Origin of the sequence: Mesorhizobium qingshengii (assembly GCF_900103325.1) — a bacterium.
Taxonomy (GTDB): domain Bacteria; phylum Pseudomonadota; class Alphaproteobacteria; order Rhizobiales; family Rhizobiaceae; genus Mesorhizobium; species Mesorhizobium qingshengii.
Genome location: NZ_FMXM01000010.1, coordinates 99,501 through 122,532, shown reverse-complemented (window position 1 = coordinate 122,532; position 23,032 = coordinate 99,501). Strand labels below are relative to the sequence as shown.

Annotated in this window: 21 protein-coding genes; 4 read left to right on the top strand and 17 right to left on the bottom strand. The window is 62.3% G+C overall.

Annotation, left to right across the window (positions count from 1 at the left end; all coding sequences use genetic code 11):
• Positions 1-48 precede the first annotated feature (48 nt).
• Positions 49-960: an ornithine carbamoyltransferase gene (argF, locus tag BLS48_RS17525; RefSeq protein WP_091579766.1), complete on the bottom strand. Its 912-nt coding sequence runs from the start codon at positions 958-960 to the stop codon at positions 49-51.
• A gap of 14 nt (positions 961-974) precedes the next feature.
• Positions 975-2,174, bottom strand: a complete 1,200-nt coding sequence (locus tag BLS48_RS17520; RefSeq protein ID WP_091579763.1) for an aspartate aminotransferase family protein — start codon at positions 2,172-2,174, stop codon at positions 975-977.
• Between the two features lie 357 nt (positions 2,175-2,531).
• On the opposite strand from BLS48_RS17520, the gene BLS48_RS17515 reads away from it, so the two are divergent.
• Positions 2,532-3,050, top strand: a complete 519-nt coding sequence (locus BLS48_RS17515) for a GcrA family cell cycle regulator (RefSeq protein WP_091579761.1) — start codon at positions 2,532-2,534, stop codon at positions 3,048-3,050.
• Positions 3,051-3,216: 166 nt separating this feature from the next.
• Here BLS48_RS17515 and BLS48_RS17505 read toward each other — a convergent pair whose 3' ends face one another.
• The 3 genes from BLS48_RS17505 to BLS48_RS17495 all read right to left on the bottom strand — a co-directional run bounded on the left by BLS48_RS17505 (position 3,217) and on the right by BLS48_RS17495 (position 6,425).
• On the bottom strand, positions 3,217-4,227 hold the full coding sequence (locus BLS48_RS17505) for a magnesium and cobalt transport protein CorA (RefSeq protein WP_091579756.1): 1,011 nt from the start codon (positions 4,225-4,227) through the stop codon (positions 3,217-3,219).
• A gap of 90 nt (positions 4,228-4,317) precedes the next feature.
• A complete protein-coding gene (gene phoU, locus BLS48_RS17500; RefSeq protein ID WP_091579753.1) occupies positions 4,318-5,043 on the bottom strand; it encodes a phosphate signaling complex protein PhoU in 726 nt (241 codons plus the stop codon).
• 113 nt (positions 5,044-5,156) lie between these two features.
• Positions 5,157-6,425, bottom strand: coding sequence for an ATP-binding protein (locus tag BLS48_RS17495; protein WP_167365129.1), 1,269 nt, complete (start codon positions 6,423-6,425; stop codon positions 5,157-5,159).
• 216 nt (positions 6,426-6,641) lie between these two features.
• Here BLS48_RS17495 and ppk2 point away from each other — a divergent pair, with 216 nt between their 5' ends.
• A complete protein-coding gene (gene ppk2 / locus BLS48_RS17490) occupies positions 6,642-7,550 on the top strand; it encodes a polyphosphate kinase 2 (protein ID WP_091579748.1) in 909 nt (302 codons plus the stop codon).
• Between the two features lie 57 nt (positions 7,551-7,607).
• Here the strand turns inward: ppk2 and BLS48_RS17485 are convergent, their stop codons facing one another.
• The 3 genes from BLS48_RS17485 to BLS48_RS17475 form a co-directional block, all read right to left on the bottom strand.
• Positions 7,608-8,357, bottom strand: a complete 750-nt coding sequence (locus tag BLS48_RS17485; protein ID WP_091579746.1) for an enoyl-CoA hydratase-related protein — start codon at positions 8,355-8,357, stop codon at positions 7,608-7,610.
• 14 nt (positions 8,358-8,371) lie between these two features.
• On the bottom strand, positions 8,372-9,010 hold the full coding sequence (locus tag BLS48_RS17480) for an acyl-homoserine-lactone synthase (RefSeq protein WP_091579742.1): 639 nt from the start codon (positions 9,008-9,010) through the stop codon (positions 8,372-8,374).
• A gap of 97 nt (positions 9,011-9,107) precedes the next feature.
• The gene (locus tag BLS48_RS17475; protein WP_091579739.1) at positions 9,108-9,839 is read right to left on the bottom strand and encodes a helix-turn-helix transcriptional regulator; all 732 of its coding nucleotides are present in this window, start codon (positions 9,837-9,839) and stop codon (positions 9,108-9,110) included.
• Between the two features lie 258 nt (positions 9,840-10,097).
• Between BLS48_RS17475 and BLS48_RS17470 the strand changes: the two genes are divergently transcribed.
• Complete coding sequence (locus tag BLS48_RS17470) at positions 10,098-10,949, top strand: ABC transporter substrate-binding protein (protein ID WP_091579737.1); 852 nt, start codon at positions 10,098-10,100, stop codon at positions 10,947-10,949.
• 89 nt (positions 10,950-11,038) lie between these two features.
• On the opposite strand, the gene BLS48_RS17465 is transcribed toward BLS48_RS17470, so the two are convergent.
• The gene (locus tag BLS48_RS17465) at positions 11,039-11,452 is read right to left on the bottom strand and encodes a tellurite resistance TerB family protein (RefSeq protein WP_167365128.1); all 414 of its coding nucleotides are present in this window, start codon (positions 11,450-11,452) and stop codon (positions 11,039-11,041) included.
• 156 nt (positions 11,453-11,608) lie between these two features.
• Here BLS48_RS17465 and BLS48_RS17460 point away from each other — a divergent pair, with 156 nt between their 5' ends.
• Positions 11,609-13,255 carry a lysine--tRNA ligase gene (locus tag BLS48_RS17460; RefSeq protein WP_091579734.1) on the top strand — a complete coding sequence of 549 codons (1,647 nt, stop codon included), beginning with the start codon at positions 11,609-11,611 and terminating at the stop codon, positions 13,253-13,255.
• On the opposite strand, the gene BLS48_RS17455 is transcribed toward BLS48_RS17460, so the two are convergent.
• The 8 genes from BLS48_RS17455 to BLS48_RS17420 form a co-directional block, all read right to left on the bottom strand.
• Complete coding sequence (locus BLS48_RS17455; RefSeq protein WP_425284704.1) at positions 13,221-14,072, bottom strand: thermonuclease family protein; 852 nt, start codon at positions 14,070-14,072, stop codon at positions 13,221-13,223. The two genes, BLS48_RS17460 and BLS48_RS17455, sit on opposite strands and share 35 nt — an antisense overlap.
• A 9-nt stretch (positions 14,073-14,081) precedes the next feature.
• Entirely contained in the window at positions 14,082-14,732 is a 651-nt protein-coding gene (locus BLS48_RS17450; RefSeq protein WP_091579729.1) for a S24 family peptidase, read from the bottom strand.
• Positions 14,733-15,105: 373 nt separating this feature from the next.
• On the bottom strand, positions 15,106-15,651 hold the full coding sequence (locus tag BLS48_RS17445) for a thioesterase family protein (protein WP_091579726.1): 546 nt from the start codon (positions 15,649-15,651) through the stop codon (positions 15,106-15,108).
• A gap of 65 nt (positions 15,652-15,716) precedes the next feature.
• On the bottom strand, positions 15,717-17,936 hold the full coding sequence (locus BLS48_RS17440) for a 3-hydroxyacyl-CoA dehydrogenase NAD-binding domain-containing protein (protein ID WP_091579724.1): 2,220 nt from the start codon (positions 17,934-17,936) through the stop codon (positions 15,717-15,719).
• A gap of 10 nt (positions 17,937-17,946) precedes the next feature.
• Entirely contained in the window at positions 17,947-18,522 is a 576-nt protein-coding gene (locus BLS48_RS17435) for a cysteine hydrolase family protein (protein ID WP_280142530.1), read from the bottom strand.
• A gap of 4 nt (positions 18,523-18,526) precedes the next feature.
• Entirely contained in the window at positions 18,527-19,735 is a 1,209-nt protein-coding gene (locus tag BLS48_RS17430) for an acetyl-CoA C-acetyltransferase (protein ID WP_091579721.1), read from the bottom strand.
• Positions 19,736-19,766: 31 nt separating this feature from the next.
• The gene (locus BLS48_RS17425; protein WP_091579718.1) at positions 19,767-20,939 is read right to left on the bottom strand and encodes an acyl-CoA dehydrogenase family protein; all 1,173 of its coding nucleotides are present in this window, start codon (positions 20,937-20,939) and stop codon (positions 19,767-19,769) included.
• Between the two features lie 50 nt (positions 20,940-20,989).
• Positions 20,990-22,780, bottom strand: a complete 1,791-nt coding sequence (locus BLS48_RS17420; RefSeq protein WP_091579715.1) for an acyl-CoA dehydrogenase — start codon at positions 22,778-22,780, stop codon at positions 20,990-20,992.
• Positions 22,781-23,032: the final 252 nt, after the last annotated feature.

The window sequence follows — 23,032 nt, the reverse complement described above, 5'->3', positions numbered from 1 at the left end:
CACGCCCCCAGAGATCAAGCTCCCAGGCACTTCAAGCGCCAAGACACGTCAAGCACCAAGACACCAGGCGAGCACGGCCTTCTGGGCATGGAGCCGGTTCTCGGCCTCGTCGAAGACCACCGAATGCGGCCCATCGATGACCTCGTCAGTGACTTCCTCGCCGCGATGCGCCGGCAGGCAATGCATGAATAGTGCGTCCGGCTTGGCCCGGGCCATCAGCTTGGCATTGACCTGATACGGCGAGAACACGTTGTGACCGCGGGCGCGATGCTCCTGGCCCATCGACACCCAGCAATCGGTGACGACGCAATCGACCTGATCGACGGCTTCCTCGGCCGAGCGGGTGAAGTGCAGCTTGCCGCCATGCGCTTGCGACCAGTCGATATGCTTGCGTGCCGGTTCGCTGCCCTCGGGAACGGCGACGTTGAGGTTGAAGCGGAACCGCGCCGAGGCCTCGAGCAGCGAATGCAGCACATTGTTGCCGTCGCCGGTCCAGGCAAAAGTCTTGCCGGCAACCGGACCGCGATGCTCCTCGAAGGTCATGATGTCGGCCATCAGCTGGCAGGGATGGGTGTCGTCGGTCAGCCCGTTGATCACCGGCACGGTGGCGTTCTCGGTCAGCTCCAGCAGCCGCTCATGCGAGGTGGTGCGGATCATGATCGCGTCGACATAGCGCGACAGCACCTTGGCGGTGTCGGCGATCGTCTCGGAGCGGCCGAGCTGCATTTCGGTGCCGGTCAGCATGATGGTCTCGCCGCCGAGTTGGCGCATGCCGACGTCGAAGGAGACGCGCGTGCGCGTCGACGGCTTGTCGAAGATCATCGCCAGCACCTTGCCCTCGAGCGGCTTTGTCCGCTCGCCAGCCTTGAGGCGAGCCTTTCGCACCACCGCATCGTCGAGCATGAAGCGCAGGTCGCCTTCGGAAACGGCGGAAAGATCGGTGAAATGACGGGGGCTCATCAGGATCTTTCGAATTACTTCGCGGCAGCGGAGGCGATCGCCTCCGCCAGGCCCTTGGCGCCGGCGCGGATGCGGTTGAGCGCTTCGTGGATTTCGGCGTCGGTGACGGTGAGCGGCGGCAGCAGCCGAATGACATTGTCACCGGCCGGAACCGCCAACAGGTGCTGGTCGCGCAGCGCCATGTTCACCTTGGTGTTGGGCATGGCGCATTTGAGGCCGAGCATCAGCCCAACGCCCCTGATGTCCTCGATGACTTCGGGAAACTCGTCGGCGACCGACGCCAGCCCCTGCTTCATCAGCAACGCCTTGCGCTGGACATCTTCGAGGAAGCCGTCTTCCAGCACCACGTCGAGCACGGCGTTGCCAACTGCCATCGCCAGCGGGTTGCCGCCGAAAGTGGTGCCGTGAACGCCAGCGGTCATGCCGACAGCCGCTTCATCGGTTGCGAGGCAGGCGCCCATCGGGAAACCGCCGCCAATGCCCTTGGCGATCGCCATGATGTCGGGTGTGACGCCGGACCATTCATGCGCGAACAGCTTGCCGGTGCGACCGATGCCGCACTGGACCTCATCGTAGATCAGCAACAGGCCGTGCTGGTCGCAGAGCTGCCGCAGCCGCTTCAGCGATTGCGCCGGCACCGGACGGATACCGCCCTCGCCCTGCACCGGTTCGATCAGGATCGCGGCGGTTTCTGGAGTGATCGCCTTTTCGGCGGCGTCGATGTCGTCGAAGCCGACCTGGTCGAAGCCTTCGACCTTGGGCCCGAACCCTTCAAGATATTTGTACTGGCCGCCGGCCGCGATGGTCGCCAGCGTGCGGCCATGGAAAGCGCCTTCGAAGGTAATGACGCGGAAGCGTTCGGGATGTCCCTTGACGAAGTGGTAACGCCGCGCCGTCTTGATCGCGCATTCCAGCGCCTCGGCGCCGGAATTGGTGAAGAACACTTTGTCGGCGAAGGTGGCATCGGCCAGCCGTTCGCCAAGCCGGCTCTGCCCGGGGATCTCGTAGAGATTGGAGACGTGCCAAAGCTTTGCGGCCTGCTCGGTGAGCGCGGCGACAAGATGCGGATGGCTGTGGCCCAGCGAATTGACGGCGATGCCGCCGGCGAAATCGAGATATCGCTCGCCCTTGTCGGTAACCAGCCAGGTGCCCTCCCCGTGGTCGAAAGCCAGGGGTGCGCGAGAAAAGGTCTCGAAAAGCGCCGAACCGCTCATTATATGCGTCTCCGGTACCGGAAAATCAAAAAAGCCGCCAAAGCGGCGGCCTGTGCGGCTTATCGTGTTTTTCGGCCATGAAGTCAACGAAAACGTCGCGCATAGGGGCGCGGCAAGCCCCCTGACGAGACGCCGGCTCATAAGCGACCGGGCAAGTTGGGGAAAACCGAAAAAACCGATTCGTGTTGCACTTGGGACTCTTGTCACCGAGTCAGCGCATAGAGTAGTTGTAGTCGAGAAATAACTAGATTTCGTGCGGCGGACCTAATCACCAGATATATGTGGTGTCTGCCCCAGCAATTTTGCTGGGTCGGGAAGGGATTCCGATTGCCGCACGCTTAGCAGGAGCGCGGTCTCATGAACTGGACTGACGAGCGGGTTGAACTTCTCAGGAAACTGTGGTCGGAGGGTCTGAGCGCAAGCCAGATTGCTGCCCAGCTTGGCGGGGTCAGCCGCAATGCGGTCATCGGCAAGGTGCATCGGCTGAAGCTGTCGGGCCGCGGGCGCGCAACGGCGACGCCTGCGCGCCAGAAGAAGACGACGCAAGGATCGACCGTTCAGAAATCGGTGTCGCGCGCCGCGAGCGCGACGCGCCACGTCACGACATCGATCGGCGCGACGGCCCTGCAGACGCAGTTCGACGCCGAACCAGTGGCACGCCACTATATCCGCCCGGTCGAAAATGTCGTGCTGCCGATCTCACGGCATCTGCAGCTCGTCGAGCTGACAGAGCGGACCTGCAAATGGCCGAATGGCGATCCCCTTTCGGAGGACTTCCATTTCTGCGGCAACGATGCCGCCGAAACCGGGCCCTATTGCAAGTACCACGCCCGCGTCGCGTTCCAGCCGGCATCGGAGCGGCGTCGTAGTCGCTGAGCGAATAGCGAATAGCGAATAGCGAATAGCGAATAGCGAATAGCGAATAGCGAATAGCGAATAGCGAATAGCGAATAGCGAATAGCGAATAGCGAATAGCGAATAGATACAGCTTCGTATCGGTGACCGAGCAAGCCTTTTTACGCTACTCGCTACTCGCTTTCTTTCACAGCCAGCCATTTTTGCGGAAACGCCAGTACAGGAACGAACAGATCAAGGCGATCACCGCCAAAACCATGGGATAGCCGTATTCCATCTTCAGTTCCGGCATATCGCTGAAATTCATGCCGTATATGCCGGCGAATGCCGTCGGCACCGCCAGAATGGCGGCCCACGAAGCGAGCTTCTTGGAGATTGCCGTTTCCTGGCTCTGGCCAACCAGCAGGCTCGCCTCGAAAGCGAACGCCAGCACTTCGCGCAGACTGTCGATCTTTTCCTGCACCGTGCGGATGTGATCGGTCACGTCGCGGAACAACGGGTGCATAGCCGTATGGATCTGCGGCAGGTCGGCACTGGTCAGCCTGCGACAGACTTCGACCAGCGGCAGCGCCGCATTGCGCAGGCGCAAAAGGTCGCGGCGCAGCATGTAAAGCCGCTCGATGTCGCGGCCGGTCATCGGCTTCAGCAGGACCTTGTCCTCGATCGCCTCGACCTCGTCCTCGATCTGCTCGAGCACGGGCATGTAGTTGTCGACGATGAAATCGAGAATGGCATAGAGGACGAAATCTTCGCCCTTGGCGAGCGAATGCGGGCAGCTTTCCCAGTGCTGGCGTACAGCGGCATAGGACGTCGAGGGACCGTGCCTTACGCTGACGATGTAGCCGCTGCCAACGAACAGATGCGTCTCGCCGAAGGTGACGCGGCCGTCGATAAGCTGGGCGGTGCGGGCAACGATGAACAGCGCATCGCCATATTGCTCGATCTTCGGCCGCTGGTGCGGGTGCTCGGCGTCTTCAATTGCCAGTTCGTGCAGATGGAATTGCGCCTTGACGCGCAGCAGCAGGTTGCGGTCGGGCTCGAGCAGGCCAATCCAGACGACGTGGCCGGACTTTTTTGCCCATTCGCCGGCCTCCTCGATTGGAATGTCGGCAATGCGACGGCCGGCCGTGTAGACGCTGGAGGCGACAATGCCGGAGGTTGGCGGCGGCGCCGGCGTCAGGTTCCGAACATTTTCCATCACGACCTCCTGAAGGGCGGACCCAAGTCCATAGCCAGGAAAGTTCGCGGAGCTTAACGCAATTCCCGAAAGCCTTCGAGTGGCGGCCGTTCACTTCACCGGCAGCGTGCCGGAAAGGCTTATCTTGTCCGTCTTGTCGCCCTTCGGCCGTTCAGCCGGCATCTGGTCGCCGGTGACGATATAGTAGATGGTCTCGGCGATGTTGGTGGCGTGATCGCCAATTCGCTCGATATTCTTGGCGCAAAACAGCAGATGCGTGCAAGGCGTGATGTTGCGCGGATCTTCCATCATGTAGGTCAGCAATTCGCGAAACAGCGATGTGTACATGGCGTCGATCTGGTCGTCGCGGTCGCGCACGAAGCCGATCTTTTCCACCGAGCGCGATGCGTAGACGTCGAGCACTTCCTTGAGCTGGGTCAGCGCCAGATTGGCCAAAGCCTCGAGGCCGCGGAACAGGCTGGTCGGCTGGCGCCCGTCAATAACGGCGACCACCCGCTTGGCAACGTTCTTGCCGAGATCTCCGACCCGTTCGAGGTCGGCGGAGATGCGGATAGCGCCGATGATCTCGCGTAGATCAGTCGCCATCGGCTGTCGCTTGGCGATGATGATGATCGCCTTGTCGTCGATCTCGCGCTGGCCTTCGTCCAGCACGGCGTCGTCGCGGATGACCTTCTGGGCCAGCCCCGGATCGGCATTGACCAGTGCGGCGATCGCCTGCTCGACCATGCGCTCGGCATGGCCACCCATCGCGGCGATGCGCTTCGAAAGGTAGTTCAGCTCCTCGTCATAGGCGCTAACGATGTGCACGGACTGCATGGACCAAATGCCTTCCCAAGGGTTTGTTGACTTGAGTCGTTCCTCGAATCCCCACCGATACGCTAGCCGGATGACAGAAAAAAGAAACGGTCTTCTGGAAAACTAGGGCAGTATCAGTGCGTCGGCAAATGAACCGAGAATGCCGCTCCCTTACCGACTTCGGACTTGATCGAGAGCCGGGCATTGTGGCGCGTCAGGATATGCTTGACGATCGACAGGCCAAGGCCGGTGCCTTTCTGGGTCCGGCTGGTCTCGACATCGACGCGATAGAAGCGCTCTGTGATGCGCGGAATGTGTTCCTCGGGAATGCCGGGGCCAAAATCCCTGATGGTCACGTCGATGCCCGGTTCGGAATCGGCACCGCTGCGCGCGATCGACACCACGACGCGCGCGCCCGACTGCCCGTATTTACAGGCGTTTTCCAGCAGATTCTCGAATACCTGGAAAAGCTCGTCGCGATCCCCTGGCACATCAAGCGGACCCTCGGCGAAATCCCGTTCGATGACAACGCTGCTTTCCCTGGCCAGCGGACCAAGTGAATCGATGACGCTGTCGACGGTCTGGCGGAGATCGACCTTGGTTCCCGGCTTCAGATAGGGCTTCATCTCGAGCCGCGACAGCGACAACAGATCGTCGATCAGGCGCGCCATGCGGCCGGTCTGGCTCTGCATGATCTGCAGGAACTGATCGCGTGCCGCCGGGTCGTTGCGCGCCGGGCCGCGCAGTGTTTCGATGAAGCCGGCGATCGAGGCGAGCGGCGTGCGCAGCTCGTGGCTGGCATTGGCGATGAAGTCGGCGCGCATGCGGTCGATCCTGCGCGCTTCGCTCTGGTCCTTGAACACCAGCACATAAAGATCGGTGCCGTGACCGACCGAGGACGCGCTCACCCGGTAGGCCCGTTCGACCGGCAGCTTCTCTGTGTAGTCGGCGACATCCGAGGCGACATCGCCCGACAGCACACTGTCTAGCAGAGCCTGCATTTCCGGCGCCCGGAATTTCAGCGACAGCGACATGCCCGGCGCGATCCCGCCGAAAGCGGCGAAGGCAGCGACATTGGCGTGGACGATGGTGGCGGTACGGTCGAAAATGATCAGCGGATCGGCGACGGCCGCCGCCAGATACTCGCCGGAGAGCCGCTGCAACCCGATCGCCTCGAGGGCCGCGCCATTCTCGCCAGACTGGCGCGTGGCACCGGACGGTAACAGCGCCGCCGCAAGCAGCATGGCCAGCGCCAGCAGCAGCAGCACGTAGGCGGAGATACCGGCAAGGGCATAGACCGCGAGAACCGCAACGAGGCTCGCCGCGAGCGGCCAGCGGCTGTTCCACAGCCGGGTGGCAATGGCTTGCACCACGCCCCTGTCATCCGCGCCCCGGTCAGCCATACGCCCGCCCCGCATTCTTGCGCTTCGCCGGCCGGCCCTCTGGCAACTTCGCGCTGGACCGGCTTCGCGCATGACCCCGAAAAACGGGATCGATTTTCGGAAAGGATCATGCGCAAATCAAAAAGTGCTACAGCGTCCTTTGCGCGTCCAAACGGACGCGCGGCGCTGCAGTGGCTCCCAATAGCACGAGTCCGGAAGCTGGAAAGGTTCGTCTGCATGAAAAAAGCCAAGGAAAACTCCGCCGCTCCGACATCGGGACCGCTGAAGATCAGGGTCGAGGGCAAAGAGCGGGAGTTTGATATCGAGAATCCGATGCTTCCAAGCTGGGTCGAGGAGCGCAAGCTGACCGCCGGCGGCTACCCCTACGACAAGAAGATGAACAGCAACGAGTATGACGCGATGCTCGAGCAACTGCAGATCGAGCTGGTCAAGGCGCAGGCGTGGCTGCAATCAACCGGCAAACGGGTGATGGCGCTGTTCGAGGGCCGTGATGCTGCGGGCAAGGGCGGCACGATCTTCGTCCTGCACCAGTACATGAACCCTCGAACCGCACGCAACGTGGCGCTGACCAAGCCGACCGAACCGGAGCGCGGTCAGTGGTATTTCCAGCGCTATGTAGAGCACTTCCCGACATCCGGCGAATTCGTCACCTTCGACCGCTCCTGGTACAACCGCGCCGGCGTCGAGCCGGTGATGGGTTTCTGCACGCCACAGCAGCACGAGCAGTTTCTGGACGAAACGCCGCATTTCGAGCGGATGATCTGCAACGAAGGCATCCACTTCTTCAAGTTCTGGCTGAATATCGGCCAGGAAACGCAGCTCGAACGCTTCCACGATCGCCGCTACAGCCCGCTGAAGAGCTGGAAGTTTTCGCCCATCGACATAGCCGGCATTACCAAGTGGGACGACTATACCAAGGCGCGCGACACCATGTTCAAGCGCACCCACAAGCAGTTTGCGCCATGGATCATCGTGCGGGCCAACGACAAGCGGCGCGCGCGGCTGGCGGTGATGCGGCGCATCCTTTTGTCGCTGCCCTATGATGGCCGCGATCTCGGCATCATCGGCAAGGAGGACAAGAAGATCATCGGCGAAGGGCCGTCATTCCTGGGGAAACAAGATTGACGGCTCCTCTGCCGCGCGGCTACGAGGTCGCGCGGCAGAGATTCATCCAAGCCTCTTTCAGGCGACCAGCCGGGCAATCCGCTGCAAGCGCCGCAGCGTGGTGTCATCCTGCAGCGCCTGCTGGAAAAGCGAAATCTCCTGATCGATGCGCTCGCACAGCTCGCCGGTGTTGCCCTTGAGCAGGCCGCGCGTCTGCAGTAAGGCGGCGACCGGCTTCTTGACAAGCTGTCTCGCCCGGCCGAGAGCCGCTTCCTCGACGCTGCCGACCGGAACGATCTCGGCGACAAGGCCGAGCGCCCTGGCATCCTCGGCGCGAAGCGTGTCGCCGAGGCAGAAGAAGCGGAAAGCACCGGCATAGCCTAGCTTCTGCGGCGCCAGGATACTGGTCGCCGCATCCGGGACCAGGCCGAAATCGACGAACGGCACCCTGAAAGTGCTTTGGCTCGACGCAATCACCATGTCGCAATGGAACAGGATGGTGCAGCCGACGCCGACGGCATCGCCATCAACGCAGGCAAGGATGGGCTTTGGAAACGTCGCCAACGTGCGAAACAGATCGGTGACGGCGGCGATCAGCTTCTGATGCTTGGTGGCGTCGAGGAATTCGGAGAAGTCACCGCCGAGACAGAAGCAGCCTGCCAGGCCGCGCAGCACGACGACGCGAACCTCCTCATTGTCGGCAGCTTCATGGAAAGTCTTGGCCAGGCTTTCATAGGCTCTTCTGTCCAGCACCGGTCGGCCGTCATTCGACGATACGGTAACGACCAGCGTGTGGTTGCGGAGTTCGGGTTGTGGATGTGTGTTCATGACTGTCTCCGATCTCACGACGCACGCCTTTGTCCGAGCATGTCGGGGTATCCCCTGGCCAGAACGGGGGCGAAATGATTGCGGCGCGAACGCACCACATCGAGCGTGTGCTCATTGAAGGAAAGCAAGGTTGCAACGACCTGCTGGTTGCCATAGGTGCGCTGATAGCCAAGCGGTGTCGCCAAGAAATGCAGCTGCAATGCGCGCAGGACCCACATCGGCTCGAACTCGATGATCATCTGGTTGACATTGCGCTTCAGCCCCCACTCGACGAAGCCGGCAATCAGTTCGGTACCGACAGTCGATACGCCGCGACGACCGTCTCGAAAGCCGGGAGCAACCGCATAGCGGGTCAACTCGTAGATGTTCGGACCGGAGGGTGGCGTTCCCTCGAAGAGGTCGGTCAGCACCTCGGTCAGGAGATGCCCGCGCGTCGTCGGCAACAGCCTCTGGTAGCCTGCGACTTCGTCGCCCCTGATGACGATCTGGTGGATGGCCTCGTCATGATCGAACTGGTCGCGTTCGAACCCGTCGGGGCGCCTGAGATCCTCCCATCCCATCTCCTCGACAAATATCTTGTAGCGTAGCCGATGGACGGCCTCCCAAAGGTCAGGACGTTCCATCAATTCTTGGGTTGTAAGGGAAAAAAGCATTCTGCCGTCTCCTGGGTTCAGAGGAAGATACGGCCGTGCTTTGACGAGAAAATTGCGTGATCACGTAGGCAAGAATTTCTAGGCCGGCACGGCCGACCTAACTAATGTAGCCGCGCCTTATCGCCTCCGCGACGGCTTGCACCCGGTTGACGGCACCGAGTTTACCTTTGGCGTTAAGAAGATGTTTCTCCGAGGTGTGTTCGGAGATGCCCAGGATTTGCGAAATCTCCCATTCGGACTTGCCGACGGCGGCCCATTGCAGGCATTCGCGCTCGCGCGGCGTCAGTTCGATATGATCGATGGTCTTGTTCGCCATGGTGTGGAGCTGCATGGCGCGACCAACCGCATAGGTCGACACCAGCGACACCTGGCCGAACTCTGCCGCCGACAACTCCACAGCCTCGCCGCCCAGCGATACCATGACGATCTGGCCGTCGAGCGTGACCAGCGGGAAGGCCAGCCCGTCGCGCAACTTGAAGACGCCGGCATCGCCCATCACTTCGCCGCTGCTCTTGTCGATGCTGATGCCCTGCGCGGCTTCGCGCCACTGGAAGGGCGCCTGCAGCTGTTTCATATGGCTGACGACCGGGTCGTGATCGACATAGTTGCGCGCGACATAGCGCTCCAGCCATTCAACGGGCCAGTCGCAGAGAAGCACGTGCTGTTTTTGCAGGCCGGCCGGCGTGCCTGGCTGCGGCACGGTTCCGGCCATCAGCGCGGTGAGACCGAAATCCGACGTTATGCCCAGAAGCTTTTCGCAGACCGCGGCCGCCGTTCCGGCGTGCTGCAGTTGATCTATGAATTCCAGCGTGCGATCGAACTGACTCATCGCAACATCAATCCCATGTTGCCTCATGCATTTCGACCAATGGTCCGTGCCTGATTTGCACTTCGCCACTGACCATTGATTGCAAAGCACTCGCTCCCGGTTGTGGTTCTCGACCCTGATCCTCCACCAAGGCAATCACCGCTGTTTGCAAACTCGCTGAATCATATCCTGAAATCGACGGGTTGAAATCAAAAACCATTGTACCTGTACTATTTTCGTACCAAAACCCTGCGTATACGACTGCGGCGGAGTTTTATCGTGGCGTTCCAGTGGAGGTCCTTCGTTGTTGCGTCGATGCTGGTCGCGGCGCTGTTGGTCGCCAATGGCGCGCGCGCCGCGGAGCCGCAGGTTCCGGTGCTGTGGGATACCAAGGAACGATTGCCGAAGCCCGACCTTTCGGCGTTGCCGCGACTGAGATTCCTGACGACCACGGACTTCCCGCCCTTCAATTTCCTCGACGGCGCGGGAAAACTGTCCGGGTTCCACATTGATCTGGCGCGCGCCATATGCGCCGAGCTCAGCATCGTCGAAAAATGCCAGATCCAGGCATTGCCCTGGGTCGAGTTGGAAGGCGCGCTGCAGAAAGGCGAAGGCGAGGCAATCATCGCCGGCATCGCCGCAACGCCGCAATCGCGCTCGACATACGCCTTCTCGCGCTCTTACCTGCAGTTTCCGGCGCGCTTCGTCATGGCGAAGGGTACGGCGCTGACCGATCCGGTCTTCGACAAATTGCGCGGCAAGCGTGTCGGCGTGATCGCCGGCTCGGCGCATGAGCGCATGCTGCGCGACTATTTCAACACCGTTCAGGTCGTCCCCTTCGACAGGCAGGAAGACCTCTACAACGATCTCAAGACTGGCAAGATCGACGCCGCCTTCGGCGACGGCATGCGCCTGGCCTTCTGGCTGGGCGGCTCGGATGCAGCGGGATGCTGCCGCTTTGCCGGCGGTCCCTACCTGGCGCCCGAATATCTGGGCTCGGGCATGGCCATCGCCACCAAGGCGGACAATCCGGCGCTGGCCGCCGCGCTCGACTACGCGCTGCAGGAAATTTCGATGAAAGGGACGTTTGCGGAATTCTACCTGCGCTATTTCCCGGTCAGTTTTTACTGATCCGGCCCGGTCAGCTTTTTCTAGGCCACGATTCCGAAAAGGGTGAACCGGTTTTCGGAAAGACATGGCCAACCGGAACTCGGAGGCGATCAGGTCAAGGTTCGCAGCCTCGCCTTGGCCGCGCGCGCGATTGCCGCGACGGTCAGCGTGTCGAGATCGAGCTGGCGGCGGATCAACTGCAGCACCCGCACCTCTTCCAGCCGCATTTCGAGATCGACGGCGGCCACTTCGAAGGCGGCGGCGTAGGCAGTGTCGCGCAAGCGCTCCGGCAGGGCCTCGGCGACGCGCGCCAGTACGCCCTCCAACCCGTCCTTTTCGTGCAGCATCTTCTGGCAGGACTGGGCGACCGAAACCAGCCGGCTGTGATTGAAATCCTCGAACACCGGCCAGGAGCGGACGACGTCGCCGATCCGCGCCAGTTCGACGTCGGTCATGTCGCGATCGGACGCCGAGGTGATGACCATCAGGTAGATCAGGGCTTCGTGCGGCGTCGGCAGAGGCATTTCTTACTCCTTGAACAGGCCCCGAAGGTAGGAGCGCGGTTCCCGTGCCGCAAGGAAAAAGCGCCGCACTCGTTGACGCTCCGGCCACGCGCGCCTAGAGACCGGTTGAAAAAACCAGCCCCGGCGATGCCGGCGAATGATTTGGAAAACAGTACCATGGCGGGATCAAACATCGTCGATCTCAATCCCGAGCTGCTGGCGGCCGCGGCCGAGAGCAAGGCATGGCCGTTCGAGGAAGCCAAAAAGATCGTCGAGCGCTACAAAAGCGCCGACTTTCCCGACACGATCCTGTTCGAGACCGGCTACGGACCGTCCGGCCTGCCGCATATCGGTACGTTCGGCGAAGTGGCGCGCACGTCGATGGTGCGCCATGCCTTTCGCGTCCTGACGCAGGACAAGGTCGGGACCAAGCTGCTCTGCTTTTCCGACGACATGGACGGTATGCGCAAGATACCCGACAGCGTGCCGGATCGCTCGGCACTGGAGCCGCACCTGCACAAGCCGCTGTCGTCGGTTCCCAATCCCTTCGGCGGCGACTATGCGAGCTTTGCCGATCACAACAACGCGATGCTTTGCCGCTTCCTGGACACGTTTGGCTTCGACTACGAGTTCGCCAGCGCGACGCAGTATTACAAGTCGGGCCGTTTCGACGCGATGCTGTTGCGTGCCGCCGAACGCTATGACCAGATCATGGCGGTGATGCTGCCGACGCTCGGCTCCGAGCGGCAGGCGACCTACAGCCCGTTCCTGCCGATTTCACCGAAGAGCGGCCGCGTGCTTTACGTTCCCATGAAGCATGTCGACGCCAAGGCCGGTACCATCACCTTCGACGACGAGGGGACCGAGACGACGCTTTTGATCACCGGCGGCAAGGTGAAGCTGCAGTGGAAGCCGGATTTCGGCATGCGCTGGGCGGCACTTGGCGTCGATTTCGAAATGTTCGGCAAGGACCACCAGACCAATGCGGTGGTCTATGACCGCATCTGCAACATTCTGGGCGGGCGGGCGCCGGAGCATTTCGTCTATGAACTGTTCCTCGACGAGAACGGCCAGAAAATCTCGAAATCCAAGGGCAACGGCCTGACCATCGACGAGTGGCTGACCTATGCGCCGACCGAGAGCCTCGGGCTCTACATGTATCAGCGGCCGCGGCAGGCCAAGAAGCTGTATTTCGACGTCATCCCGAGAGCGGTGGACGAATACTACGCATTCCTCGCCGCCTATCCCCGGCAGGATTGGAAGGAGCGGCTGGGCAACCCGGTCTGGCATATGCATGATGGCAATCCGCCGGTCATCGACATGCCGGTGCCGTTCTCGCTGCTGCTTAACCTGGTCAGCGCCTCCAACGCGCAAAACAAGGATGTGCTGTGGGGCTTCATTTCGCGCCATACGCAGGGCGTGACGCCGCAGACGCATCCCGAACTCGATCAGCTGGTCGGCCATGCGATCCGCTATTTCGACGACTTCGTGAAGCCGACGAAGACCTTCCGCCCAGCCGACGACGTCGAGCGCGCGGCGCTGGAAGACCTCGACAGGGCGCTTGGCGCCCTGCCGGCAGGCGCCAACGGCGAAGCGATCCAGAACGCTTCGCTGAACGTCGCACGCAAGATTGAGCGCTATCAGGACCATTCCAAGCAAAGCCCCGAGGGCGGCCCTGGCGTTTCGGGTGCTTTCTTCCAGATGATCTATCAGGTGCTGATCGGCCAGGAGCGCGGCCCGCGCTTCGGCTCGTTCGCCGCGCTCTACGGCATTGCCGAGACGCGGGCGCTCATTGAGCGGGCACTGGCTGGTCAGCTGGCTTGAGAACGCCGTCGACCTCTTCCAGGATCGAGCTCGGCGCCTGAGGTGCCGGGCTCGGTGCCGCCGGCATCGACGGCATACCGGAAAGGTCCGGCGCCGATCCGAAAATGCCTTTCTTTTCGGTGCGTGCCTTTTCGCCGGCTTCGACATAGGGCCCGCCCTTGGCGGCGCGCGCCCAGCCGTTTTCGACCAACCATCGACCGACATCCTGCTTGCCGATCCGGCATTCGGCGGCGATCAGGTCGCGGCCACCCTCGGGCGGCACGGTGCAGGCCACCGCGCGACCGCGCAGAAACGCGCGGAACGCCGTTCGCGCCCGGACGCCGCACGGCCAGGATTTGCCGTCATCGCTACAGGTCTCATCCTGCCCGACGACGTCGATGCCGGAAACCGCGACCGAATAACCCTTCGCTTCGATCAGCCCGGCGGCCGGCGCGACCGGCTGGAACAGTTTCGTCCCGTTCCAGTCGTCGGGCATTTTCGGCTTGGGCGGCACGGCCAGCGCCAGCTTGCTCAGCGGCGCGCGCGGCTCGACTCGCTCGAGCCCCTCGGTGGGAAGCTGAGGCGGCGCGACGATCTCGGGATCGATCGCTCTCGAATGCGACGTCGGTTTGGGCGGCTGTGGAGCTGATATGGCAGAGGTGGCCGGTTCTTCGGGGACTGTGTGCTCGCCTTGCTGCGCGATGGCATCGGTGCCCGGATCGACCTGATCCACCGCGACGACGCTGTCACTCCCTTTCAGCGTGCGACCGCCAGCGGCGACCAGGGCCGCCATCACCGGGATCATCAGAACCGCAAGGGCAAGATGGGGAAGCCGCACCAGCCGGGCCTACTGGCTTGCCCAGACAATCCGCGCCACCCATTCGACATCGCGCATGGGAATGTCGCGGTCGGGATGATCGGGATTGAGCGAGACCAGCGCAATCGACTTGACAGTCTGGCGGTCCAGCACCTTGGCCATCACCTCGCCGGCGGTTGTCTTGACGACGACGCGATCGCCCTTGCGGGTGACGGCGCCGGGCTCGACGATGAGGACATCGCCGTTGCGGTAGAGCGGCAGCATGGAATCGCCCTGCACCTGCAAGGCGTAGGAACTTTCGGTCGATTGCGCCGGCAACTCGACCAGATCCCAGCCCTGCCCGACCGGAAAGCCGGCATCGTCGAAGAAGCCACCGGCACCGGCCTGGGCAAAGCCGAGCAATGGCACGGAGCGCCTGTGCGCGACCGATGCGCCATGGGAGGATCCGGCCCGGCCTTCGATCAGCCCGGTGAATTCGTCGAGCGAAGCGCCGGTCGCCTCGATGATCTTGGCCAGCGATTCGGTCGAGGGCCAGCGCGGCCGGCCATCCGACGACAGGCGTTTCGACTTGTTGAAGGCAGTCGAATCGAGGCCCGCGCGCCTTGCCAGACCCGAGGCCGAAAGCGAGTAGCGCTCGGCAAGAGCATCGATGGCAGCCCAGACGCGATCATGCGAGAGCAATCTCGCTCTCCTTCAGGACAGGAAAAAATACCTTTCCTTTCTACCGCGCAGACATCTCGATGTCCACCGGGACGGCCGGCGGATCGCGAACAAAGCTGTGGCCCTCCCGGGCCGGGCGCGAGCCTGTGCGGCCATTCCTGCCATCGCCTTGGGCGGCCCCTTCTGGAGCTCTTCGGCATTCATCACCGGGACGAAGTCGATAGAGGCGTTGAAGGCGAAGAAGAACCGCCCGCCGAGCTAAGGCATGTCGGAATTTTCGTTCATATTCCACGAACAGTAGGCCGTTCGCTGGCCCTTCTCGGGGGTGAATAGGCCGCCTCCGTCTTCAGTCCTGACAGCGCGCGCCGGTGGAGGCCTGCTCCCGAAAGCTTGATCAGCCGGATGACTTGGCCAGGCCGCGCAGCCCCTGGTGGGAGATCATGAACGCCCGCTCGGTTTCTGTAAGCGGGCGGGGCTGAACGGCGCGGCCAAGCGCTGCGACGACCTCGTCAATGTCGAGAAAGCGGCGAGCCGCGCGGTCGTAGACGCCGGCCGTCGTCATGATCAATGCAGCCGTTTCGCCATTGTCGAGGACGAAGCGGTGCATGCCGATAACCTGGGTGCCTTCCCAGGTCTCGATCGAAGACACCAGTTCGAACCGACGCCACAGTTTGATCTCGCGTACGTAGACCGACTGCAGCCCGCCCATCATCGGCGCCCAGCCATTCTTCCTCGTCAGCCTGATGAGGCCGGCGCGCATAAACAGGTCGATACGGCCGAGGTCGGCCAGCATCATGTAGCGCGCGTTGTTGAGATGGATGTTGAAATCGATGTCGGTCGGCAGGCAACGAAAGGCCAGCCGGCTCTCGCCGCCCATCACATAAGGGCCACGGCTTCGTGCCGTGGCCATCATGCGCGCCATGCGCACCCAGACATACATTACAGCGCCGCGCGTCCTCTTGGCCACGCAAAGGACGCTGTAAGACTCTCGATGTTATCCATGCGTCAGGCTGCCTGCTTCACGTCGCCCTTGGCGTAGGGATCGAAGCGCTGGTAGAAGGTCTCACCCTTTTCGGCCAGGTCGAGCAGCAGCTTGGGCGCCTTAAACTCGGCGCCGTATTTCTTCTGCAGGCCCTTGGCGATCTTGACGAACGCCTTGGCGCCGATGCCGTCGATATAGGACAGCGCGCCGCCGGTGTAGGGGGCGAAGCCAAAAGCCAGGATCGAGCCGACATCGGCCTCGCGTGGATCGGTGACGATGCCCTCTTCCATCACCCGCGCTGCTTCCAGCGCGATGGTGACCAACAGCCGCTGCTGCAGTTCCTCGTAGTCGACCTTCTCGGGCTTCAGCTGCGGATAGAGATCTTTCAGGCCCGGCCACAGCTTCTTCTTGGCCGGCTTGGCGGGATAGTCGTAGAAACCCTTGCCGTTCTTGCGGCCGAAGCGGCCATGCATGTCGACCATGGTGTTGATCAGCGCCATCTGCTTGGGGTCCACGGCCTTGTCGCCGAGATCCCTGATGGTCTGCTTCATGATCTTCTGGGCAAGGTCGACGGCCGTCTCGTCGGTCAGCGCCAGCGGGCCGACCGGCATGCCGGCAGCCTTGGCGGCATTTTCGATCATCGGGGCAGGCACACCTTCGATCAGCATCTTGTAGGCTTCCGACATATAGCGCAGCACGCAGCGGTTGACGTAGAAGCCGCGCGTGTCGTTGACGACGATCGGCGTCTTCTTGATGGCGCGCACGAAGTCGATTGCCGTGGCCAGTGCCTTGTCGCCGGTCTTCTTGCCCAGAATGATCTCGACCAGCATCATCTTGTCGACCGGCGAGAAGAAGTGGATGCCGATGAAGTTCTTCGGCCGCGCCGAATTCTTCGCCAGACCGGTGATCGGAATGGTCGAGGTGTTGGAGGCGAAGACCGCCGACGATTTCAGCACGGCTTCCGCCTGTTCGGTGGCGCTTTTCTTGACGGCCGAATCCTCAAACACCGCCTCGACAACAAGATCGCACCCGGCGAGGTCGGCATAGTCGGCCGTCGGCGTGATCAGCGACAGAAGCTTGTCCTTCTCCTCTGGCTTGGCGCGGCCCTTCTTCACCTGATCCGAGACCAGGCTATCGGAATGTGCCTTGCCCTTGGCGGCGGATTCCATGTCGCGGTCAAGCAGCACCACCGGAATGCCGGCCTTGGCCGTGACATAGGCGATGCCGGCGCCCATGAAGCCGGCGCCAAGCACGCCGATCTTCTTGAACCTGGTTTCCGGCACGCCGGCCGGACGGCGGGCGCCCTTGTTCAACTCCTGCAGCGAGACGAACAGCGAGCGGATCATCGCCGCCGCTTCCCTGGTCTGCATGATCTCGGTGAAATAGCGCTGCTCGATGCGCAGGCCGGTGTCGAACGGCACCAACAGGCCTTCATAGACGCATTTGAGGATCGCGGCGGCGGCCGGATAATTGCCATAGGTCTCGCGACGCAGGATGGCGATGGCTGGTGGCCACAGATTGGCGCCCGCCGCCGAATAGATCGGGCCGCCGGGCAGCTTGAAGCCCTTCTCGTCCCACGGCGCCACCGGCTTCAAGCCGTTCTTGATCATCGCCTTGGCGGCTTCGACCAGCTTGGCCGGCTCGGCGATCTCATGGATCAGACCCATCGACTTGGCCTTCTGCGGCGACAGCGCCTGGCCGGAGGTAAGCATCTGCAGCGCCTGCTGCTGATCGGTCAGCCGCGGCACGCGCTGGGTGCCGCCGGCGCCCGGGAAGATGCCGATCTTCACTTCGGGAAGCGCCATCCTGACCTTGTCCGAGTCGGCTGCGACACGGCCGTGGCATGCAAGCGACAATTCGAAGGCGCCGCCCATGCAGGTGCCGTTGATCGCCGAAACCCATGGCTTTCCGCAAGTCTCCAGCTTGCGGAACAGGCCGGTCATGGTGCCGGCATTGTCGAACAGTGCCTTGGTCGCCTTTTCGACGTCCTTGGCCTTTTCCGCGGCGAAGGTCGTCAGCATCTTCTGCAGCAGGGTGATGTCGGCACCGCCGGAGAACGTATCCTTGCCGGAGGTGATCACCGCGCCCTTGATGGCCGCATCGCCAGCCACCTTGTCGACGATGGCGTTCAGTTCCCGCATCGCCTCTTCGGTGAAGACATTCATCGAGCGGCCCGGCATGTCCCAGGTGACCAGCGCAATGCCGTCGGCATCGGTCTCGAGGGTGAAATTGGTGTAGGTCATGTAAACCTCCTTAGGCGGCAATATTGTCAGCGACGGCCGCGATCACGGTATCGGTTGTTACGATGGCAGCGAATTCACCGTTGAGATTGGATAAGGTCATGTTGTGAATCGCCTCGGCGCTTTCCGAGCGGCCGTCGAAACCCACACGATCGAAGGTGTAGCAGGCGTCACGAACCAGTTGCGCTTCGAAGCCCAGATTTCCGGCCATGCGTGTCGTCGTCTCGACGCAGTGATTGGTGGTGATGCCGGCAATCACCAGTGCCTGATGGCCAGCCTCACGCAGCCGCATTTCCAAATCAGTGCCGATGAACGCGGAGTTCACATGTTTGACCAGCACCGGTTCGCCAGCACGTTCCCTTGTCTGCAGTATCGGTTGATATCCGCTGCGCTCCGGTCGAAGCGCGGAGTCCTTCTCGGTCGAGGCGTGGCGGATATGGAAAATCGCAAGGCCTCCACGCCGAAACGCATCCAACAGACGAGCCATGTTGTCGACCGCGTCGGAATTGTTTCGACGCTGACCGGCACGCTCCCATTCGACGAACGCCATCTGCGCGTCGATCAGGATCAGGGCGGGTTTCGCGAGCACGTCTCTAGACCCGTTCGATGATCGTTGCGGTGCCCATGCCGGCGCCGATGCACAGCGTCACCAGCGCGGTGTTCAGGTCCCGGCGTTCGAGCTCGTCCAGCACCGTGCCCAGGATCATCGCACCAGTGGCGCCGAGCGGATGGCCCATGGCGATGGCGCCGCCGTTGACGTTGATCTTGTCGTGCGGAATGTCGAACGCCTGCATGTAGCGCAGCACCACCGAGGCGAAGGCCTCGTTGAGCTCGAACAGATCGATGTCGGACAGCTTCATCTTGGCGCGCTTCAACAGTTTCTCGGTGACGTCGACCGGACCGGTCAGCATCAGCACCGGTTCGGAGCCGATGTTGGCGAAGGTGCGGATGCGGGCGCGCGGCTTCAGGCCCATGGTCTTGCCGGCCCTCTTCGAGCCGAGCAGCACGGCGGCGGCGCCATCGACGATGCCGGACGAGTTGCCGGCGTGGTGGACGTGGTTGACCTCTTCAACCTCGGGGTGCTTCTGCACCGCAACGGCATCGAAGCCGCCCATCTCGCCAGGCATGACGAAGGACGGGTTGAGCGCGGCCAGCGACTGCATATCGGTCGAGGGCCGCATATGCTCGTCATGGTCGAGGATGGTCAGGCCGTTCTGGTCCTTGATCGGGATGACCGACTTCTTGAAACGACCATCGGCCCAGGATTTGGCGGCGCGCTTCTGGCTCTCGACCGCATAGGCGTCGACGTCGTCGCGGGAGAAGCCGTATTTGGTGGCGATCAGGTCGGCCGAGATGCCTTGCGGCACGAACCAGCCGGGCAGGCCGACCGAGGGATCCATGAACCAGGCACCGCCGGAGGCGCCCATGCCGACGCGCGACATCGATTCGACGCCGCCGGCAATGACGATCTCGTCAGCGCCCTGGGCGATCTTGGCGGCGCCGAAATTGATGGCGTCGAGACCGGAAGCGCAGAAGCGCGAGATCTGCATGCCGGGCGCCTTGGTGTCGTAGCCGGCCTCGAAAGCGGCGGCGCGTGGTATGACCGAGCCCGCCTCGCCGACCGGATCGACGCAGCCGAAGATGATGTCGTCGACATTGCCGGTGTCGAGTCCATTGCGATCGCGCAAAGCCTCGAGCGTCTTGGCGGCAAGCCGCACCGCCGGCACCTCGTGCAGCGATCCGTCCTTCCTGCCCTTGCCGCGCGGCGTGCGCACGGCATCATAGACAAAAGCGTCAGTCATTTTCTTGCTCCTTGGGTTTATCGGACGCAGCTCAGAGCGAGCGTCCGATCAGCAATTTCATGATCTCGTTGGTGCCGCCGTAGATGCGCTGGACGCGAGCGTCGCGGAACATGCGGGCGATCGGATATTCATTCATGTAGCCATAGCCGCCATGCAATTGAAGGCATTCGTCGACGACCTTTCCCTGCAGGTCGCTGAGCCAGTACTTGGCCATCGAGGCCGTCACCGGATCGAGGCCGCCGGCAATGTGGCGGGTGACGCAGTCATTGTAGAAGACACGGCCGATGGTCGCCTCGGTCTTCAACTCGGCCAGCTTGAACTGGGTGTTCTGGAAATCGATGATCGCCTTGCCGAACGCCTTGCGGTCCTTGACGTAGTCGATGGTCAGCGCCAGCGCCCGCTCGATCATGGCGATCGCACCGGTGCCGATCTGCAGCCGCTCCTGCGGCAATTGCTGCATCAGTTGGACGAAGCCTTGCCCCTCATCGTGGCCGAGCAGGTTGGAGGTTGGCACACGCACATCATTGAAGAACAGCTCCGATGTGTCGTTGGCCTTCAGCCCGATCTTGTCGAGGTTGCGGCCGCGCTCGAAGCCCTCCACCTCATCGGTCTCGACGACGATCAGCGAGGTGCCCTTGGCGCCCTTCTCCGGATCGGTCTTGGTGACGACGATGATGAAGTTGGCCAACTGGCCGTTGGTGATGAAGGTCTTGGAGCCATTGATCTTGTACTGGTTGCCATCCTTCTGCGCCCGCGTCTTGACGCCCTGCAGGTCGGAACCGGCGCCGGGCTCGGTCATGGCGATGGCGCCGATCAGTTCGCCGGTGGCCAGCTTCGGCAACCACTTCTTCTTCTGCTCTTCCGAACCATAATGAAGAACGTAGGGCGCAACGATCGAGTTGTGCAGGCCGATACCGAAACCATCGACACCGACATGGCCGATGGCCTCGATGATGGCGCTCTCATGGGCGAAGGTGCCGCCCGAGCCGCCATATTCCTCCGGCATCGAAGCGCAGAGCAGACCGGCCGCTCCGGCCTTCAACCAGCTCTCGCGGTCGACCATCTCGTTCTTCTCGAATTCGTCGTAACGCGGCGCGATCTCTTCCGACATGAAGCGGTGCGCCATGTCGTAGAGCATACCGACTTCATCCGCTGCCCAGGCGGGCTTCGGCAACGAGAGCACTTCGGCGGGATTTGTCGCCACGATTTCCTCCGCGTATCGACTGACAGGGCCGGCGGCGCCGGCGGTCGAGCTTAGAACGCTTCCGCCGGCAGAGCCATCAACGTATCGGCGCCGCTCGAAATGCGGGCGAGGTGCGCCGAGGTCTCCGGCATGATCCGCTCCATGAAGAAGCGGGCCGTCACGACCTTGTTGTCGTAGAAGGCCTGGGAACCGTTGGCGACCCTCCTGCCAAGCGCCGCCTTGGCCATCTGCGCCCACATGTAACCCAGCGCGACAAGGCCGAAGAGATGCATGTAGTCGGTCGAGGCGGCGCCTGCATTGTCGGGCTTGGCCATGCCGTTCTGCACCAGCCACATGGTCGCCGCCTGCAGGTCGTTGAGGCCCTTCTTGAGTGCCTTGGTGAAGGACGCCATCTTCTCGTCAGAGCGGTTTTCCTCGCAGAACTCACCGACCTCCTTGAAGAAGGCCTGCACGGCGCGACCGCCATTCAAACCGAGCTTGCGGCCTACAAGGTCGAGCGCCTGGATGCCATTGGCGCCTTCATAGATCATGGCGATGCGGGCATCGCGCACGAACTGGCTCATGCCATGCTCTTCGATGTAACCGTGACCGCCGAACACCTGCTGCGCCATCACGGCGTGGTCGAAACCCTTGTCGGTGAGCACGCCCTTGACCACCGGCGTCATCAGGCCGGTGTAGTCGTCGGCGGCCTGGCGGTCCTTGTCGTCGCCGGAGCGATGGGCGATGTCGGACTTGATCGCGGTCCACAGCGCCAGCGCGCGGCCGGCCTCGTTGAAGGCCTTCATGGTCATCAGGCTGCGGCGGATATCGGGGTGGACGATAATCGGGTCGGCCTTCTTGTCCGGCGCCTTGGCCCCCGACAGCGATCGACCCTGCAAACGGTCCTTGGCGTAGGCGACAGCATTCTGGTAGGCGACCTCCGACAGCGACAGCCCCTGCAGGCCGACACCGAGCCGCGCCTCGTTCATCATCGTGAACATCGCCTTGAGGCCACCATTGGCCTCGCCGAGCAGCGTACCTTCGGCCTCGTCATAGTTCATGACGCAGGTCGAATTGCCGTGGATGCCCATCTTCTCCTCGATCGAGCCGCAAGAGACGGTGTTCCTCTTGCCCGGATTGCCCGATGCGTCGAGCTTGAGCTTCGGCACGATGAACAGCGAAATGCCCTTGACGCCTTCCGGCGCGCCCTCGATGCGGGCCAGCACCAGATGGACGATGTTGTCGGACATGTCGTGCTCGCCGGCCGAGATGAAGATCTTCTGGCCTGAAATCTTGTAGGTGCCGTCGCCGTTCGGCACCGCCTTGGTGCGCAGCAGGCCGAGATCGGTGCCGCAATGCGGCTCGGTCAGGTTCATGGTGCCGGTCCAGGCACCCTCGACCATCCTCGGCAACCATTTGGCCTTCTGCTCGTCGGTGCCGTGGGTGATGATCGCCGCGATCGCGCCCTGAGTCAGGCCCGGATACATCATCAGCGACATGTTGGCCGAGACCATGTATTCGGCAACCGCCGTATGCACGGCATAGGGCAGGCCCTGGCCACCGAACTCGACAGGCGCCGCCAGCCCCATCCAGCCACCTTCGCGATACTGGTCGAAGGCCTCCTTGAAGCCTTTCGGCGTCGTCACCGAACCATCGTCGTGACGGACGCAGCCTTCCATGTCGCCGACACGGTTGAGGGGATGCATGACGTTTTCGGCGAGCTTGGCGCCTTCGGCAAGGATCGCCTCCAGTACATCGGGCGTGGCGTCGGAAAATCCGGGAAGGTTCGAATAGCGCTGATAGCCCAATACCTCGTTGAGCACGAACAGCGTATCCTGGATCGGAGCCCTGTATGTCGGCATGCTTTTTCTCCACCCTGCAAACCTGATCCGAAAGCCCCGAAATCAAGCCAGGGCGGCATGCGGACCTTTGTTGGGGCCGGGATAGCAAAAATTGACGTTTGCGTAAACGTCAATTTTTTCGATGCGACAAGATTTCCCGCCCCCTGAGCGTAGGGAGCCTAGCGGCGCAGCATCGCGCAAGCCAGCGCGGAACAACTCGAAGGGCGGGCGCAGACGACGAAAAGCCGCGCGGCGGAGCCACGCGGCTTTGAT